This window comes from Streptomyces sp. NPDC043952 (assembly GCF_056435325.1).
The window spans coordinates 24,085-40,188 of record NZ_JBWKES010000042.1 but is presented as its reverse complement, the minus strand read 5'-3'; the positions used below and the strand labels follow the sequence as shown (position 1 = coordinate 40,188).

The following is a 16,104-nucleotide window of genomic DNA, read 5'->3' as shown; positions in this document are numbered from 1 at the left end:
ATGCGAACCGACTCTTCTCCCGACTCGCCCCCCGGCGCCCTGCCGGTCCGGGAGCACCTGCCGGCCTCGGCCGCCGGTACGGCCGTCCTGGACGTGGTGATCCCCGTCTACAACGAGGAGCAGGACCTCCAGCCCTGCGTCCGCCGGCTGCACGAGCATCTGACGCGCACCTTCCCCTACGCCTTCCGCATCACGATCGCGGACAACGCCTCCACCGACACCACCCCGCTGGTCGCCGCGCGGCTGGCGGCCGAGCTGCCCGGCGTGGGCGTCGTACGCCTGGAGCAGAAGGGCCGGGGGCGCGCGCTGCGCACCGTGTGGTCCGCGTCCCGCGCGCCGGTCCTCGCCTATATGGACGTCGATCTGTCCACCGACCTCAACGCCCTGCTGCCGCTGGTCGCGCCCCTGATCTCCGGCCACTCGGACCTCGCGATCGGCTCCCGGCTCGCCCGGTCCTCCCGCGTCGTGCGCGGGCCCAAGCGCGAGCTGATCAGCCGGGCGTACAACCTGATCCTGCGCGGCTCGCTCAAGGCCCGCTTCTCGGACGCGCAGTGCGGCTTCAAGGCCATCAGGGGCGATGTGGCGCGGGTGCTGCTGCCGCTGGTGGAGGACACCGGATGGTTCTTCGACACCGAGATGCTGGTGCTCGCCGAGCGGGCCGGGCTGCGGATCCACGAGGTGCCGGTCGACTGGGTGGACGACCCCGACTCCACCGTGCACATCGTGCGCACCGCGACCGAGGACCTCAAGGGCGTGTGGCGGATCGGCCGGGCGCTCGCCACCGGTTCGCTGCCGCTGGACCTGCTCGCCCGGCCCTTCGGCGACGACCCGCGCGACCGCGAGCCGACCGGCGTGCCGAAGGGGCTGGCCCGCCAGCTGGCCGGATTCTGCCTGGTCGGCGTCCTGTCGACCCTCTTCTACCTGCTGCTCTACAGCGGCTTCCGGCAACTGTGCGGGCCGCAGCCCGCCAACGGCCTCGCGCTGCTGGTCTCGGCCGTCGCCAACACGGCCGCCAACCGCCGGCTCACCTTCGGGGTGCGCGGCCGGGGCGGCGCGGTCCGCCATCAGGCGCAGGGCTTGCTGGTCTTCGCCATCGGACTCGCCCTGACCAGCGGTTCCCTGGCCGCCCTCGACGCGGCCGGCGGCCACCCCGCGCACTCCACCGAACTGGCGGTCCTCGTCACCGCCAACCTCGCCGCGACCGTACTGCGGTTCCTGCTGTTCCGCGCCTGGGTCTTCCCGGACCAGCGGCAGCCGCCCGCCACCCACACCCCCGAAGGGTCCCGATGAGCACCTCCTACGACCGCCCGCTCGACGCGTCCGAGGGGCGGGGCGGCACGGCCGCGGCGCCTGCGCCCCCGGCCGCCGCAGACGGGGACGCGCCCCGGCGCTCCCTCCCGCACCGCCTGTGGCGCGGCCGCCCCGAGGACCCCCGCTGGGCGCGCCCCGCCCTCCTCGGGCTGCTCGCCGCCACCCTGCTGCTCTACCTGTACGACCTGAGCGCCTCCGGCTACGCCAACTCCTTCTACGCGGCGGCCGTCCAGGCGGGCAGTACGTCCTGGAAGGCGCTGTTCTTCGGGTCGCTGGACGCGGGCAACGCCATCACCGTCGACAAGCCCCCGGCCTCGCTGTGGCCGATGGAGCTATCGGTGCGGATCTTCGGCCTGAACTCCTGGGCGATCCTCGTGCCCGAGGTGCTGATGGGCGTGGCGACGGTGGCCGTCGTGTACGCCGCGGTGCGCCGCCGGAGCGGCCCGGCGGCCGGTCTGATCGCGGGCGCGGTGCTCGCGCTCACCCCGGTCGCGGCGCTGATGTTCCGGTTCGACAACCCGGACGCCATGCTGGCCCTGCTGATGTCGGCGGCCTGCTACCTCGTCGTCCGCGCGCTGGAGGACGGCCGGACCAGGTGGCTGGTGTGGGCCGGGGCCGCGATCGGTCTCGCGTTCCTCGCCAAGACCCTCCAGGCGTTCCTGATCCTGCCGCCGCTCGCCGTGGTGTACGCGGTCTGCGCGCCGGTGCCGCTGAAGAAGCGCCTCGGCCAGCTGGCCGCCGCCACCCTCGCGCTGGTGGTCGCCGGGGGCTGGTGGGTCGCGATCGTCGAGCTGTGGCCGGCCTCGTCCCGCCCGTACATCGGCGGCTCGCAGCACAACAGCTTCCTGGAACTGACCTTCGGCTACAACGGGTTCGGGCGGCTGAACGGCGAGGAGACCGGCAGCGTCGGCGGGGGCGGCGGCCCCGGTGGGGGTACCGGCGGCGGGATGTGGGGGTCGACCGGCTGGGACCGCATGTTCGGCTCCGAGGTGGGCGGCCAGATCTCCTGGCTGCTGCCCGCCGCGCTGGTCCTGCTGGTCGCGGCCCTGGTGGCGACCCGGCGGTACCGGCGTACGTCGGTCACCCGCGGCGCGCTCCTGGTCTGGGGCGGTTCCCTGCTGACCACCACGGCGGTGTTCAGCTACATGGCGGGCATCTTCCACCAGTACTACACCGTGGCCCTCGCCCCCTATCTGGCCGCCGTCGTCGGCATGGGCGCCGGGCTGCTGTGGGAGCGGCGCCGTGCGGTGTGGGTGGCGCTCGCGCTCGCCGCGTCCGTGGTGGCGGCCGGTGCCTGGGGCTATGTGCTGCTCGACCGCACCCCGACGTACCTGCCGTGGCTGAAGTGGCTGGTTCTGATCGGTGCTCTGGTGGCGGCCCTCGGCCTGATCTTTGCCGGGCGCCTCACCCGGCCCCTCGCCCTGGGCGCGGCGGCCCTCGCGCTCATCGCCGCGCTGGCCGGTCCGACCGCCTACACCCTGAGCACGGTGGACTCCGCACATGAGGGTTCCATCCCGACGGCGGGCCCGGCGGGCGCGAGCATGATGGGCTTCGGCGGCGGGCGGGGTCCCGGCGGCGGCCGGACCGGGGGCGCTCCGGGCGGCTTCGGCGGCGGACGCACGCCGGGGCAGCAGGGGATGCCGGGCGGCGGCCAGGGCATGCCGGGCGGCGGCCAGGGCATGCCGGGCGGCGGCCAGGGCATGCCGGGCGGCCGGACCGGCAACGGACTCCCCGGCACCGGCGGCGACGTCGGCGGCGGCCTGCCGGGCGGTGCCCCGAACGGCGAACGCGGCGCCGGCACCGGCGGCTTCGGCGGTCTGCTGAACGGCGCGGAGGTCGGCTCGGCCGCCAAGGCGCTGCTGGAGAAGGACGCCTCCCGGTACACCTGGGTCGCCGCGTCCATCGGCTCGCAGAACGCGGCCAGCTACCAACTCGCCACCGGCGACCCGGTCATGGCGATCGGCGGCTTCAACGGCACCGACCCGTCACCGACGCTCGCGCAGTTCGAGAAGTACGTGGCCGAGGGCAAGATCCACTACTTCATCGCCGGCGGCGGCATGGGCGGCGGCACCGGCCAGGGCGCAGAGGGCACCGGGCGCGGCGGCACCAGTGGCACCGGCTCGCAGATCAGCTCCTGGGTGCAGAGCACCTTCAAGAAGGTGACCGTGGGCTCGGCCACCTTCTACGACCTCACCCGGCGCGCGGGGAACTGAGCGGGGACGGCGGAGCGCAGTGACGTCCCTGGTACCGGTACGCCGGTACCAGGGACGACCCGCTCGAACCCGCTCCGGACGGGGCCCGCGGCGAACCGCGCCCGCCCGGAGCGGACGACACGGCCGGGACTCACTCCCCGCCGACCAGCCGTGCCGGGAAGCCTCCCGTCGCCACCGGGCCCCACCGCTCGGGCGTCACCCGGATGATCGATTTGCCCTGCTTGCGCATGGCCGCCCGGTACTCGTCCCAGTCCGGGTGCTCACCGGCGATGTTGCGGTAGTACTCGACCAGCGGCTCCACCGAGTCGGGGCTGTCGACGACCTCGGCGGTGCCGTCGATCTGCACCCAGGGGCCGTTCCAGTCGTCGCTGAGCACGAGCAGGCTCACCCGCGGGTCCCTCCCCCAGTGCCCTGAGGGCCTGGGCGGTGCCCCCAGGCGTTGCGGGTATTGGCCCGCTCCGGGTACGTCGAGACCACGATCCGGCCCGAGTCGTCCACCCCGCAGGTCAGCGGCGAGGCCTGCGGGGAGCCGTCGGCGCGGCGGGTGATCAGCAGCGCGCGGTGGCGGGGCCGTACGAAGTCCAGCAGCTCGTCCAGGCCGACGCGGGTGTTCGTCGCGATGTTCGGTGCCATACCGGCAGCCTAGGGCGCGGCACCCCGCCCCCCGCCTGACCCTGCTGGGGACAGGCACCGCGCGTCGGGGGCCGGGGCTTCGTCCAGGCGCCGGTCCAAGGTCACTTCACCGCAATGGAGCAGCTAGAGTTCTTCTGTCCTGTGCTCGCAGTCGGGAATGTGCTGCGGAGCTCTCCTGCGCATGGCCGCACGGTCATGTCATCCGAGAGGTTCGTGGTGGCCGCATCCGACTTTCCTGTGCCCGACTCTTCCGCGTACGACTTCTCCTCGTACGACGTTTCCGAGGCGACCCATGCTCCGGGCGGCCTCGACCTGGCCGAGGCCCTGACCGCGGCGGCCCGTGAGCTGCACGAGAGCGCCTCCCCCGGCGCCACGCTCGACACCGCGGTCCGGCTCGCGGTGCATCTGCTGCCCGGCGCCGAGCACGCCGGGGTCTGCGAGATCGAGCGCGGGGAGAGCCTGCGCACGGTCGCCTGGAGCGACGACATCGTGCGCGCCGCCGGCACCTCCGACCTGCCGCACTGGGAGCGGCTGTGGGAGGCGCCGGTGGTGCGGGCGGACAGCGGCGGCGCGGACGGCGAACCGCAGGAGCTGCGCTCGGTGCTGTCCATGCGGTTGCGCGCCGACCGGCGCCGGCTGACCGTGCTGACGGCCTACTCCCGCGAGCCCGGCGCCTTCGACGAGACGACGGCCCGGCTCGGCCGGCTGTTCACGGCGCATGTGAGCCTCGCCCTGAACTCCGTGACCGTGCGCGAGCAGTTGACCGCGGCCATGCACACCCGCGACCTGATCGGACAGGCCACCGGCATCCTGATGGAACGCCTGGACATCGACGCCCAGGCCGCCTTCGAGAGCCTGGTGCGCGCCTCCCAGCGGGAGAACGTCAAGCTGCGCGATCTGGCCCGCCGCATCGTGGGCGCGACGGACAACTGAACCGCGAAGGGCCCGCCGACCGGATGCCGGTCGGCGGGCCCTTCGGCGGCGGATCAAGCGGACGGCAGGCCCTCGCCCTGCACCGCCTGGATGTCCAGCTGCACCCGCAGCGTGGTGCCGATGGCCGCGATGCCGGCCTGGAGGACCTGGTTGTAGTTCATCGCGAAGTCCTCGCGGTGCAGTTCCGCCGTGGCCCGGAAGGCGGCGCGGGTGCCGCCCCACGGGTCGGCGCCGGTGCCGAGGTAGGCGAGGTCCAGGTCGACCGGGCGGACCACTCCGTGCAGGGCCAGTTCGCCGTGCACGGTCCAGCGGTCGGAGCCCGCCTGGGTCAGCCCGGTGGAGCGGTAGGTGATCTCCGGGTGGTTCTCGATGTCGAGGAAGTCACCCGAGCGCAGGTGCGTGTCGCGCATCCCGTTGCCGGTGTCGATGGACCCGGCCTTGATCACCGCCTCCACCCGCGACTTGGCGACGTCGTCCGGGGCGATCTCGATGGTGCCGCCGAACTCCGTGAACCGGCCGTGCACGCTGGAGATCCCCAGGTGCTGGGCGACCGCGGCGACGGAGGAGTGCGCCGGGTCGATGGTCCAGGGGCCGGGCGGCGGCAGCTCGGTGCCGCCCTGCCGGGCCAGGGTCACCGTGCCGATCTCGGCCCGGCCGCTGGCGGTGACGATCGCGCTGGACGCGGCCGGCGCGTACCCGACGGCGGTCACGATCACCGTGTACGCGCCCGGAGCCAGCTCGGTGGCATCGCGTACGGCCCCCTCGGCGTCCGCCTCGGCCCGCAGCACCTGCGTACCGGTCATGTCGGTCACCGTGACGACCGCGTGCGACACGGCCCACCCGTCCCGCGTACGGATCTTCGCGGTCAGTCCCATCCCGTTTTCTCCCTGCAAGGACTTGCAAATCGGTCGTAAGAGAACCGGCCCGTGGCGCCGGGCACCTCCGCTCGGAGCGTGCCCTGCCACGGGCCGGGCCGAACTACTCGCCGGGGTGGGCGAGTTGGATGTCGTGACCGTCGGCGCCGGTGCCGGTGACGGTCAGCGCGGTCGCCACCGGCGGGTAGCCGGTCGCGATGACGGTGTACTCGCCGCTGTCCAGGTCGGTGAAGGCGTACGCGCCGTCCGCGCCGGTGGTGGCGCTGCCGACCACGTTGCCGGCCTGGTCGACCAGGGTCACCCGCGCGTCGGCCAGCGGGCCGTGCGGGGCCCTGACGACACCCTGGAGCCGGGCGCCGGCGTCCAGGTCGACGTCGATCCGGGTGATACCGGTGACGGCCACCTCGACGGGCAGGGCGCGCGGCCGGAAACCGCCCGCGTTGACGGCGACGGTCACCGGTCCGGGCACCAGGTCGGTGAAGGCGAACTCGCCCTGCTCCCCGGTGGTGGCGGTGGCCAGCAGGTCACCGCGCACGTCGGTGACGATCACCATGGCGTCCTTGACCGGCAGCGCGCTCCCGCTCGCCCGCACCACACCGGTCAGCCCGCTGGTGCCGCTGAGCAGGATGTCGTACGACAGCGGTTCCTCGCCCACCACGATGGTGGAGGCCTGCGGCTGGTAGCTGTCGGAGGAGGCGATCAGGACGTAGCTGCCGGTGCCGGGGGCGGCCAGCGCGTAGGAGCCGTCGGATCGGGCGACGGAGCGGCCGAGCTGGCGGCCGGCCAGCGAGATCAGGGTGACCGCGGCCCCCGGCACCGGGGCGCTCTCGGCGCCGCGGACGAAGCCGTGCACCGGGGTGCCGTCGCCGCCCGAGCCGGGCTCGGCGATGGTGGCCACGGCCGTCATCGGCGCGGCGGAGGCGGTCGCGGTGGCCAGCGCCTCGGAGGCGCCCACCACGGGGGCGGGTGCGGTCAGGCTGGGCACCTTCTCCTGGACGGGCTCACCCGGCACGTTCCGCATGGTGTTCTCCACAGTGCTCTCCAGCGTGTTCTCGACGGTCCCCGCCTTCTCCTGCGCGGCCTGGGTCAGCGCGCCGGTCGTCCGCAGCGGGACCTCCTTGATGAACATCACCACGACGAAGGCGACCAGGGCGCAGGGTGCCGCGTAGAGGAAGACGTCGGCGATGCCGTGTCCGTAGGCGCTTTCCAGCCAATGACGGATCGGCAGCGGCAGGCTGTTCATGTCGGGCAGGTCGCCGCCGCCCACGGCCTTGGCCGCGGCCATCCGCTCCTTGAGGCCCAGCTCGCCGATGCTGTTCTTGGCGTAGTGGCTGATCCGGTCCGACATGACCGAGCCGAGCACGCCGACGCCGACCGCACCGCCGAGGGAGCGGAAGAAGCTCACCGTGGAGGAGGCGGCGCCCAGGTCCTTCGGGGCGACCTGGTTCTGCGTGGAGAGCACCAGGTTCTGCATCATCATGCCGACGCCGATACCAAGCAGCGCCATGTAGATGGAGAGCTGCCAGTAGGGGGTGTCGTAGCGCATCAGGCTCAGCAGGGACAGGCCCGCCGTGAGGAACAGACCGCCGGCGACCAGCCAGTTCTTCCAGCGTCCGGTGCTGGAGATGATCCGCCCGGAGACCATGGAGGCGACGAACAGACCGCCGATCATCGGGATGGTCATCACACCGGACATGGTCGGGGACTTGTCCCGCGCCAACTGGAAGTACTGCGAGAAGAAGACGGTGCCCGCGTACATGCCGACACCGACGAACAGCGAGGCCACCGAGGCCAGCGAGATCGTGCGGTTGCGGAACAGGCGCAGCGGGATGATCGGCTCGGACGCCTTGGTCTCGGTGAAGACGAAGGCCAGCGCGAGCAGGATCGTGCCGCCCACCATCACGTACGTCTGCCAGGACAGCCAGTCGTACTTGTCGTTGGCGAAGGTCACCCAGATCAGCAGCAGCGAGGCGGCCGCGGTGATGAAGAAGGCGCCGAGCCAGTCGACCTTCACCTGGCGCTTGGTGACCGGCAGGTGCAGGGTCTTCTGGAGCACGACCAGCGCGATCAGCGCGAAGGGGATGCCGACGAACAGGCAGTAGCGCCAGCCGAGCCAGCTGGTGTCGGTGATGACACCGCCGAGCAGCGGGCCGCCGACGGTGGCCACGGCGAAGGTGGCGCCGGTGTAGCCGGAGTACCGGCCGCGCTCGCGCGGGGCGATCATCGCGGCCAGGATGACCTGCACCAGGGCGGACAGACCGCCGGCGCCCAGGCCCTGGATCGCGCGGGCGGTGATCAGCATCGCCGGGTTCGGCGCGAGACCGGCGATGACCGAGCCGGCCACGTAGATGACCAGGGATATCTGGACGAGCGCCTTCTTGCTCATCAGGTCGGACAGCTTGCCCCACAGGGGCACGGAGGCGGTCATCGCCAGCAGGGCCGCGGTGACGACCCAGGTGTACGCGGACTGGCCGCCGCCGAGGTCCTTGATGATCGTCGGCAGTGCGTTGGTGACGATCGTGGACGACAGGATGGCGGCGAACAGGCCGAGCAGCAGACCGGAGAGCGCCTCCATGATCTGCCGGTGGGTCATCGGGGCGTCGCCCGCCGAGGAGCCTCCCCCGTGCTTGGCGTGAGCCCGCACACCGGCTGGTGTGGTCGTTGCCATGGGCTTCCTTTTCTTACGTGCTTGCGGGTGTACGGGTGGTCTCTTCGACTACGGGAGCGGACGGCCGGGCCGAGGGGGGCCGGCAGTCGCCGAACGACGAGCGCAGGCGGGTCATCAGCCGGGTGAGCTGGGCGATCTCGTCGTCGGTCCAGTCACCGAGCCGCTCCGCGAGCAGCCGCGAGGTCCGCCGGGACAGCTCGTCCAGCTGCTCCTGGCCCGCGGCGGTCAGGTGCAGGATGCGCGAGCGCTTGTCCGCCGGGTCCGGGAGCCGCTCGATCCAGCCCCGTGCGGCGACGTGCGCGACATGCCGGCTGGTCACCGACAGATCGACGGCCAGCAGCTCCGCGAGCTTGCTCATGCGCATGTCGCCGTGCCGGCCGAGCAGCGTCAGCACGGCGGCCGAGCCTCCGGGGCACTCGGGGGGCAGTACCCGTACGAGATCCCGTTTAACGGCGCCGACGGCGCTGAGCTGACGCGCAAGCTCGTCAAACTGCGCATGCTCGGCCATCACACCTCCCGTATTCGTTGCTTGGGGCAACCATAAGGTCCATTGGTTGCTACAGGCAAATAAGCGGCCGGGAACCTGTGTAAAACCTTGGCAAAGGCGTAGCGTTGCGGATGTGAATATGCAGGTGGGTCCGCGAAGGGTGTCCCCGTCTGTCCCGGTGGCCCCCCACTTGGGTGCCCCGGCCCGTCTTCGCTAAGGTCTCGGGCCATGGCTAACACCCAGGGCCCCCAGGGCAATTACGACCCTGCCGGCAGCACTCAGATGTTCCGCGCGTTCGTCGACGAGGCTCCGCAGGGGCGTCAGCAGCAGGCGGCCGCCGCCTCCTCCGGTCCGCGCGTCGGCGTGATCATCGGCGTCATCGTGGCCCTCGTGGTCGTGGCCGGTGTCGCCTGGCTCGCGCTGAAGTAACCCGCGCGCCCGGAGGGGTAACCCCTTCTCCGGAACAGGACCGGTGGGGCGGGGGTCGTACGACCGTCACCCGCCCCCTTGTACACACCCGCGCCGCCCGTCCCTGCCGGGGAGGGCGGGCCGGGTGTGTCTCTGTACGGGGCTGACCTCGGCGTGCGCGGAAACGGTGCCCTGGAGCTGGTGGCGTCCGGGGGAGTCGTCCCGCCGCCCGAGCCGACGCATGCCCCCGCGGCCGGGCCAGGACACACGACGGCCGCCGAGGTTCCCGTGCGGGCGCGTCGGCGGCCGGGTGGCCATGGCGTCGTACGGAGCGTCCCGTGACGGTGTTGTCGTCCGGCCGTGTCGGCCGACGCTCCGTCAGCGGGGGGCCTCAGTCCGAGATCAGGCCCTCGCGCAGCTGGGACAGGGTCCGGGTGAGCAGCCGGGAGACGTGCATCTGGGAGATGCCGACCTCCTCGCCGATCTGCGACTGGGTCATGTTGGCGAAGAAGCGCAGCATGATGATCCGCCGCTCCCGAGGCGGGAGTTTGGCCAGCAGCGGCTTGAGGGACTCGCGGTACTCCACGCCCTCCAGGGCCGTGTCCTCGTAGCCCAGCCGGTCGGCCAGGGAACCCTCGCCGCCGTCGTCCTCCGGTGCCGGGGAGTCCAGCGAGGAGGCGGTGTACGCGTTGCCCACCGCGAGGCCGTCGACCACGTCCTCCTCGGAGACGCCGAGGACGGCGGCCAGTTCGGTGACGGTCGGGGAGCGGTCCAGCTTCTGCGACAGCTCGTCGCTGGCCTTGGTGAGGGCCAGGCGCAGCTCCTGGAGGCGGCGCGGGACGCGCACCGACCAGGAGGTGTCGCGGAAGAAGCGCTTGATCTCGCCGACCACCGTCGGCATCGCGAACGTCGGGAACTCCACGCCCCGTTCGCAGTCGAAGCGGTCGATCGCCTTGATCAGGCCGATGGTGCCGACCTGGACGATGTCCTCCATCGGCTCGTTGCGCGAGCGGAAGCGCGCCGCCGCGTAGCGGACCAGCGGCAGGTTCAGCTCGATCAGGGTGTCCCGGACGTAGGCGCGCTCCGGGCTGTTCTCGTCCAGCGCGGCCAGGCGCAGGAACAGGGAGCGGGACAGGGTGCGGGTGTCGATGGCCTCGCCCGTGGCGGGGATGGCCGGGGCAGGCACGGCGTCGAGGGACGTGACGCCTTCGATGCCGTCGAGGACATCGAGTGCGTCGAGCTCCTTGGGCGCCGCCTCGCTTTTCGCGGGCGTCAGCACTTTCGAGCTGCCCTGTTCTGCGGACATGCCACCCCCTTCGGGTCGCGGGACGGTCGCGGCCGCGCCGTCGGACGAGCAACGCAGCCTTCACCTGAATACCGGTGCCGGAGCCCCGGCAAACGCATCTCCCGCAGAATGTCACATGTCGGCAACGCGCTGTAGTGACATGTCGACACGAGAGATGCGAATCACCGCTGGATAAAAGGGGTCTGACGGTCTTTCCGGTCGTCGCCACCGGCAACAGCCCTGGTGAGCGAATCGCTCGCGGCGGTGAGCGCTCGATCGGGTTTGCGATGCAGAGCTGTTCGGGTGTGTGCTTCGGTGCGCCCACCGTGCGACCACCGACTCGTCCGGTATGCACCTGGCGCCCTGTGATACGGCGGGCCTCTCGTGGGGCGCCCGTGACCGCCGGTCACGCGTCGATGCGGTTGGCCGAGCGCAGCCGCTGGAAGCTGCGGGCGAGCAGCCGGGAGACGTGCATCTGGGAGACGCCGAGTTCGGCGCTGATCTGCGACTGGGTGAGGTTGCTGTAGTAGCGCAGCAGCAGGATCCGCTGTTCGCGCTCGGGGAGTTGGACCAGGAGGTGGCGGATCAGGTCGCGGTGTTCCACGCCGTCCAGGGCCGGGTCCTCGTAGCCGATGCGGTCCAGCAGTCCGGGCATCCCGTCGCCCTCCTGCGCGGCCTCCAGGGAGGTGGCGTGGTACGAGCGGCCCGCCTCGATGCAGCTGAGCACCTCCTCCTCGCTGATCCGCAGCCGCTCGGCGATCTCGGCGGTGGAGGGGGAGCGGCCGTGCAGCGTGGTCAGGTCCTCGGTGGCGCTGTTGACCTGCACCCACAGCTCGTGCAGCCGGCGTGGCACGTGCACGGTGCGGACGTTGTCCCGGAAGTACCGCTTGATCTCGCCGACGACGGTCGGCATGGCGAAGGTCGGGAACTGCACGCCCCGGTCCGGGTCGAAGCGGTCGATGGCGTTGATCAGGCCGATGGTGCCGACCTGGATCACGTCCTCCATGGGTTCGTTGCGGGAGCGGAAGCGGGCGGCGGCGTAGCGCACGAGCGGGAGGTTCGCCTCGATCAGCGCCCCGCGCACGCGGTTGTGCTCCGGAGTGCCGGGGGCCAGCTCCTTCAGTTCGGCGAAGAGGACCTGGGTCAGGGCCCGGGTGTCCGCGCCGCGGCGTTTCCCTGGGGGCACAGAGGCGGGGACGGGGGCCTCCTCCTGGGGCGGCGCAGTACTGGCCGGCACGGTCAACGCCACCTCTTCGGTCAATCATCCGTCAAAAGCGGTCATAGCATCACAAGACATGTGCACTGTGTGCAAGCACCGGATAACGCCGTGTTGTGTTCAATCATTGACAAGTTGGGGCGTGAAACGCGCGAAAGCCCCCCGCCTGTGCGGCGGGAGGCTTCGGGGAAGCTCGGGGGGAGCCGGTCCTAGAACTCGTAGTCCGCGATCACCCACGTGGCGAACTCGCGCCACAGGGCGACGCCCGCCTGATGGGCCGGATGGTCCAGGTAGCGCTGGAGGGCGGCGGTGTCCTCGACCGCGGAGTTGATCGCGAAGTCGTAGGCGATCGGCCGGTCGGTGATGTTCCAGGCGCACTCCCAGGAGCGCAGCTCCTCGATCTGGCCGGGCAGCGCCCGGAAGGCCGCCACGCCCGCCTCGACCCGCGGATCGTCGCGCTCGACGCCCTCGTTGAGCTTGAACAGGACCAGGTGGCGGATCATGCGGAGTACCTCAGCTCTTTCCTCCGTTGGCGGCCCAGGTCATGAAGTCCCCGATGGCCCTGGCCGCGTCCGATATGCCCTCGAAGCCTATCTGGACATAGCTGGCCGCCTTGGCCGGGTCCGTGATGATCACGTACAGCACGAAGACCACGAGCGCGTACAGAACGATCTTCTTGGCGTTCACCGCCACCGCGGCCCTCCCCTGTGTCCATGACCCGATGGGCCCCTGCTTGTCGGCGGCGAGTGTAACGTTCACCCCTTTATCGGGGACCAACGGCCCGCCGCGCAAGGCGATTTGGGCACATGCGGAAAGGGCCCCGCCATATGGCGAGGCCCTTTCGGAAGCGGTAGCGGAGGGATTTGAACCCTCGGTGACTTGCGCCACACTCGCTTTCGAGGCGAGCTCCTTCGGCCGCTCGGACACGCTACCGAGGGAGACCTTACAGCACGGTGGGGCGTGGTTCGAAATCGGTATTCAGCGATCCCGGAAAAACTCCGTGAGGAGCGCGGCGCACTCGTTTGCGAGGACGCCTTCGACGACCTCCGGGCGGTGGTTGAGCCGCCGGTCGCGCAGCACGTCCCACAGCGAGCCGGCGGCCCCCGCCTTGTCGTCGCGGGCGCCGTAGACCACCCGGTCCACGCGGGACTGCACCAGGGCGCCCGCGCACATGGTGCACGGCTCCAGGGTGACCACGAGCGTGCAGCCGGTCAGCCGCCACTCGCCGAGCCGCGCGGCGGCCCGCCGGATCGCGAGGACCTCCGCGTGGGCCGTGGGGTCGCCGGTGGCCTCGCGCTCGTTGTGCCCGGTGGCGAGCACCGTCGTACCGTCCGGGGACAGCACGACGGCGCCGACCGGGACGTCGCCGCCCCGGACGGCGGCCCCGGCCTCGGCCAGGGCGAGCCGCATCGCGTCCCGCCAGGGGTCGCGCACCGGGTCCGGTGCCTCGCGGATGCCGGTCACCGGTCGTCCCGCGGTCAGCGGACGGTCTCCAGCACCTCCGAGGCGCCCAGGGCCTCGGCGATGGAACCGAGCGCGTCGTCGGCGTCCAGGGAGCGCAGTTCCTTCTCGCTGATGCCCAGGTCGTCGAGGATCCCGCTGTCGCCGACCGGGCTGTGCGGCACCGCCTCACCCGTGCCGACCGGCTCGTCCACGTCCTCGTCGGCGGCCTCGGACTCGCCGTCCTCGGTGCCGTCGAGATCGAGTTCGTCCAGGTCGGGCCCGTCGGTCGTACCGGGTTCCCGGCCCAGCAGCTCATCGGTGAGCAGCAGCTCGCCGTAGGCGCTGCGGGCGGCGGCGGCCGCGTCGGAGACGTAGATCCGGGGGTCTTCCTCCCCGTCCACGCGGACGACGCCGAACCAGGCGTCCTCCTGCTCGATCAGGACGAGCACCGTGTCCTCCTCGGGAGAGGATTCACGGGCCAGGTCGGCCAGATCCGACAGGGTCTCCACATCGTCGAGCTCTGTGTCGCTCGCTTCCCACCCGTCTTCGGTGCGCGCGAGCAGTGCGGCGAAGTACACCGTGACTCTCCCACTGGTCATAGGCGTGCCGGTTGGGGGTCCCCCCGGCGGAGGTTCTTGGGCGGAGAGAGCTGGGCTCCGAGCCCCACCCACTCGGAATCGTGGCAGAAACAAGGCGTTCAGGGGACGTCTTCGGCTCCCTGTGTCTGGCGGTTTCGAGCGTGAATCGTCACAGAGTCACCAGCGCTCTCATTGCGGCCACCTGCGGATCGTACGCGGCTTTGCCCAGGGCTCACGCACGCCCACCGCGGAAACGTCGGCGCGGCCGGCGATCTTCCTCACCCGCTTCTTGCCCAGGGGTCCCAGCTCATGGCCCCGGCCTCACCAGCGGAAGGTGCGCATCCGCATCGCGTGGCGCAGCCGGGCCGCCTTGGCGCGTCGCGGTTGGACCCGCGCGCGCAGGGCACGGGCCTCGGCCAGCTCGCGCAGGAACCTGGCCCGGCGGCGGCGCCGCTCGGCCTCGGCCTCGGGGCCCCTCGCCCCGGTCACGTCCGCGTCGTCGGGCTCGTCAGGCAGGTCAGACACGTCACACCACCTCAGTCCGTCCCTGTCACCCTGCCCCGGACGAGCGGTTTGACGCCAGCGCCGACCGGTGCGGGGGCGCAGGTACCGTTATGGGCATGCGTCTCCACGTCGTCGACCACCCCCTGGTCGCTCACAAGCTCACCACGCTGCGCGACCGGCGCACCGACTCCGCGACCTTCCGGCGGCTCGCCGACGAACTGGTCACCCTGCTCGCCTACGAGGCCACGCGGGACGTGCGCACCGAGATCGTCGACATCGACACGCCGGTCGCCCGCACCACCGGCGTCAAGCTCGCCCGCCCCCGCCCGCTGGTCGTGCCGATCCTGCGCGCCGGTCTCGGCATGCTCGACGGCATGGTCCGGCTGCTGCCGACCGCCGAGGTGGGCTTCCTGGGCATGATCCGCAACGAGGAGACCCTGGAGGCCTCCACGTACGCCACCCGGATGCCGGAGGACCTCTCGGGCCGCCAGGTCTACGTCCTCGACCCTATGCTGGCCACGGGCGGCACGCTGGTCGCCGCCATCCGCGAGCTGATCCGGCGCGGCGCGGACGACGTCACGGCCGTGGTCCTGCTGGCCGCGCCCGAGGGCGTCGAGCTGATGGAGCGCGAACTGGCGGGCACGCCGGTGACGGTGGTGACGGCCGCGGTCGACGACCACCTCAACGAGCACGGCTACATCATTCCGGGCCTGGGCGACGCGGGGGACAGGCTGTACGGGGCGGCGGAGTAACAGAGCCAGTCAGTACCGTGGGTTCCCGCGCCCCCGAAGGGGCGCGGGGAACCGCGCGCTCAGCCATAGGGGACCCGCACCCGGCGACGAAACCTCAGCACCCCTTCTTCGCCGGGCCGACGGCAGTCGCCGGCGCGGTCAGGGCGGTCACTGCCTTGTCCGCGTCCGCCGCCTTCACCAGCCCCTTGAACCCGTCCCCGAGGATGAGGTCGAGCGTGGCATCCTTGCGCCCGTCGGGGCGCTGCTGCGCGCCCGCGACCTGCGCGCCGAGCACCGGCAGGGACGTGTCGACCGCGGACGTCGGCCCGAGGACCACGCCCGTGCCCTTCACCTTCTTGTCGTACTGCGCACTGGCATTGCCGACGTCACCGATCTTGAACCCGCGCTTCTTCAGCTGGTCCGCGGTGTCCTTGGCGAGCCCGGTGCGCGCCGTGGCGTTGTAGACGTTCACGGTGATCCGGCCGGGCGGGGGCAGCACCTTCCCGCCGTGCGCGGTCGCGGTCCGCGCCGTGTCGGTCTTGCCCTTGGCCGGGCACCGCTTCGCGGCCTCGGCGGTCGACCCGCCCCCGCTGAAGACGTCGATGAGCTCCAGCGTGCCCCAGCCGATCAGGCCGAGCGTGCACACGGAGGCCAGTACGGCCGCGACCATCCGGCCTCGCCGCCGGGGACGGCGCATCCGGGGGTACTTCGTCCCCGTGATCCGGTATTTGCCGCCCATGCCGGGGGGAGTCAGCATGCTCATGAACGCAGCGTAGTGCGCCGGGGCGGTGATGCCTATCGGATGATCAGTCGAGGGCG

Annotated in this window: 16 protein-coding genes, 1 tRNA gene and 1 pseudogene; 5 read left to right on the top strand and 13 right to left on the bottom strand. The window is 71.8% G+C overall.

Features of this window, described 5'->3' with window-relative positions; genetic code table 11:
* Together AC069R_RS30355 and AC069R_RS30350 are read left to right on the top strand one after the other, a co-directional pair.
* Window positions 1-1,290 (top strand): bifunctional glycosyltransferase family 2/GtrA family protein, encoded by a 1,290-nt coding sequence (locus AC069R_RS30355; RefSeq protein WP_478769937.1) that lies wholly within the window; start codon window positions 1-3, stop codon window positions 1,288-1,290.
* Window positions 1,287-3,524 (top strand): glycosyltransferase family 39 protein, encoded by a 2,238-nt coding sequence (locus tag AC069R_RS30350; protein ID WP_478769936.1) that lies wholly within the window; start codon window positions 1,287-1,289, stop codon window positions 3,522-3,524. The genes AC069R_RS30355 and AC069R_RS30350 overlap by 4 nt, the downstream gene beginning before the upstream one ends.
* Window positions 3,525-3,654: 130 nt before the next feature.
* Here AC069R_RS30350 and AC069R_RS30345 read toward each other — a convergent pair.
* Window positions 3,655-4,157, bottom strand: a pseudogene (locus AC069R_RS30345) (PPOX class F420-dependent oxidoreductase).
* Window positions 4,158-4,352: 195 nt separating this feature from the next.
* On the opposite strand from AC069R_RS30345, the gene AC069R_RS30340 reads away from it, so the two are divergent.
* Complete coding sequence (locus tag AC069R_RS30340) at window positions 4,353-5,090, top strand: GAF and ANTAR domain-containing protein (RefSeq protein ID WP_478769935.1); 738 nt, start codon at window positions 4,353-4,355, stop codon at window positions 5,088-5,090.
* A gap of 53 nt (window positions 5,091-5,143) precedes the next feature.
* Here AC069R_RS30340 and AC069R_RS30335 read toward each other — a convergent pair whose 3' ends face one another.
* From AC069R_RS30335 to AC069R_RS30325, 3 genes are all read right to left on the bottom strand, one after another.
* Complete coding sequence (locus tag AC069R_RS30335) at window positions 5,144-5,965, bottom strand: YceI family protein (RefSeq protein WP_478769934.1); 822 nt, start codon at window positions 5,963-5,965, stop codon at window positions 5,144-5,146.
* A 103-nt stretch (window positions 5,966-6,068) separates the two neighbouring features.
* Window positions 6,069-8,558, bottom strand: a complete 2,490-nt coding sequence (locus tag AC069R_RS30330; protein ID WP_478769950.1) for an MFS transporter — start codon at window positions 8,556-8,558, stop codon at window positions 6,069-6,071.
* 88 nt (window positions 8,559-8,646) lie between these two features.
* Window positions 8,647-9,141: a MarR family winged helix-turn-helix transcriptional regulator gene (locus AC069R_RS30325; protein WP_478769933.1), complete on the bottom strand. Its 495-nt coding sequence runs from the start codon at window positions 9,139-9,141 to the stop codon at window positions 8,647-8,649.
* Between the two features lie 207 nt (window positions 9,142-9,348).
* Here AC069R_RS30325 and AC069R_RS30320 point away from each other — a divergent pair, with 207 nt between their 5' ends.
* Complete coding sequence (locus tag AC069R_RS30320) at window positions 9,349-9,549, top strand: hypothetical protein (RefSeq protein ID WP_397985155.1); 201 nt, start codon at window positions 9,349-9,351, stop codon at window positions 9,547-9,549.
* A 370-nt stretch (window positions 9,550-9,919) separates the two neighbouring features.
* Here the strand turns inward: AC069R_RS30320 and AC069R_RS30315 are convergent, their stop codons facing one another.
* The 8 genes from AC069R_RS30315 to AC069R_RS30280 all read right to left on the bottom strand — a co-directional run bounded on the left by AC069R_RS30315 (window position 9,920) and on the right by AC069R_RS30280 (window position 14,566).
* Window positions 9,920-10,834: an RNA polymerase sigma factor SigF gene (locus tag AC069R_RS30315; RefSeq protein ID WP_478769932.1), complete on the bottom strand. Its 915-nt coding sequence runs from the start codon at window positions 10,832-10,834 to the stop codon at window positions 9,920-9,922.
* Window positions 10,835-11,219: 385 nt separating this feature from the next.
* Window positions 11,220-12,074 (bottom strand): RNA polymerase sigma factor SigF, encoded by an 855-nt coding sequence (locus AC069R_RS30310; protein WP_397985157.1) that lies wholly within the window; start codon window positions 12,072-12,074, stop codon window positions 11,220-11,222.
* Between the two features lie 164 nt (window positions 12,075-12,238).
* Window positions 12,239-12,532: a Dabb family protein gene (locus tag AC069R_RS30305; RefSeq protein ID WP_478769931.1), complete on the bottom strand. Its 294-nt coding sequence runs from the start codon at window positions 12,530-12,532 to the stop codon at window positions 12,239-12,241.
* Between the two features lie 10 nt (window positions 12,533-12,542).
* On the bottom strand, window positions 12,543-12,722 hold the full coding sequence (locus tag AC069R_RS30300) for a hypothetical protein (RefSeq protein WP_397985159.1): 180 nt from the start codon (window positions 12,720-12,722) through the stop codon (window positions 12,543-12,545).
* A 155-nt stretch (window positions 12,723-12,877) separates the two neighbouring features.
* Window positions 12,878-12,962, bottom strand: a tRNA-Ser gene (locus tag AC069R_RS30295).
* Between the two features lie 45 nt (window positions 12,963-13,007).
* Window positions 13,008-13,439: a tRNA adenosine(34) deaminase TadA gene (tadA, locus tag AC069R_RS30290; RefSeq protein ID WP_397987248.1), complete on the bottom strand. Its 432-nt coding sequence runs from the start codon at window positions 13,437-13,439 to the stop codon at window positions 13,008-13,010.
* 68 nt (window positions 13,440-13,507) lie between these two features.
* Window positions 13,508-14,050 carry a tRNA adenosine deaminase-associated protein gene (locus tag AC069R_RS30285; RefSeq protein ID WP_397987249.1) on the bottom strand — a complete coding sequence of 181 codons (543 nt, stop codon included), beginning with the start codon at window positions 14,048-14,050 and terminating at the stop codon, window positions 13,508-13,510.
* Between the two features lie 321 nt (window positions 14,051-14,371).
* A complete protein-coding gene (locus AC069R_RS30280; RefSeq protein WP_478769949.1) occupies window positions 14,372-14,566 on the bottom strand; it encodes a hypothetical protein in 195 nt (64 codons plus the stop codon).
* A 104-nt stretch (window positions 14,567-14,670) separates the two neighbouring features.
* On the opposite strand from AC069R_RS30280, the gene upp reads away from it, so the two are divergent.
* Entirely contained in the window at window positions 14,671-15,306 is a 636-nt protein-coding gene (gene upp, locus AC069R_RS30275) for a uracil phosphoribosyltransferase (RefSeq protein ID WP_397985160.1), read from the top strand.
* Window positions 15,307-15,400: 94 nt separating this feature from the next.
* On the opposite strand, the gene AC069R_RS30270 is transcribed toward upp, so the two are convergent.
* Window positions 15,401-16,048, bottom strand: coding sequence for a LytR C-terminal domain-containing protein (locus AC069R_RS30270; protein WP_478769930.1), 648 nt, complete (start codon window positions 16,046-16,048; stop codon window positions 15,401-15,403).
* Window positions 16,049-16,104 lie beyond the last annotated feature (56 nt).

What these genes read in the sequence shown, in the direction of transcription:
- AC069R_RS30355 (WP_478769937.1), top strand. Translation starts at nt 1, where the DNA reads ATGCGAACCGACTCTTCTCCCGACTCGCCCCCCGGCGCCCTGCCGGTC.
- AC069R_RS30350 (WP_478769936.1), top strand. Translation starts at nt 1,287, where the DNA reads ATGAGCACCTCCTACGACCGCCCGCTCGACGCGTCCGAGGGGCGGGGC.
- AC069R_RS30340 (WP_478769935.1), top strand. Translation starts at nt 4,353, where the DNA reads ATGTCATCCGAGAGGTTCGTGGTGGCCGCATCCGACTTTCCTGTGCCC.
- AC069R_RS30335 (WP_478769934.1), bottom strand. Translation starts at nt 5,965, where the DNA reads ATGGGACTGACCGCGAAGATCCGTACGCGGGACGGGTGGGCCGTGTCG.
- AC069R_RS30330 (WP_478769950.1), bottom strand. Translation starts at nt 8,558, where the DNA reads ATGACCCACCGGCAGATCATGGAGGCGCTCTCCGGTCTGCTGCTCGGC.
- AC069R_RS30325 (WP_478769933.1), bottom strand. Translation starts at nt 9,141, where the DNA reads ATGGCCGAGCATGCGCAGTTTGACGAGCTTGCGCGTCAGCTCAGCGCC.
- AC069R_RS30320 (WP_397985155.1), top strand. Translation starts at nt 9,349, where the DNA reads ATGGCTAACACCCAGGGCCCCCAGGGCAATTACGACCCTGCCGGCAGC.
- AC069R_RS30315 (WP_478769932.1), bottom strand. Translation starts at nt 10,834, where the DNA reads ATGTCCGCAGAACAGGGCAGCTCGAAAGTGCTGACGCCCGCGAAAAGC.
- AC069R_RS30305 (WP_478769931.1), bottom strand. Translation starts at nt 12,532, where the DNA reads ATGATCCGCCACCTGGTCCTGTTCAAGCTCAACGAGGGCGTCGAGCGC.
- tadA (WP_397987248.1), bottom strand. Translation starts at nt 13,439, where the DNA reads ATGCGGCTCGCCCTGGCCGAGGCCGGGGCCGCCGTCCGGGGCGGCGAC.
- upp (WP_397985160.1), top strand. Translation starts at nt 14,671, where the DNA reads ATGCGTCTCCACGTCGTCGACCACCCCCTGGTCGCTCACAAGCTCACC.
- AC069R_RS30270 (WP_478769930.1), bottom strand. Translation starts at nt 16,048, where the DNA reads ATGAGCATGCTGACTCCCCCCGGCATGGGCGGCAAATACCGGATCACG.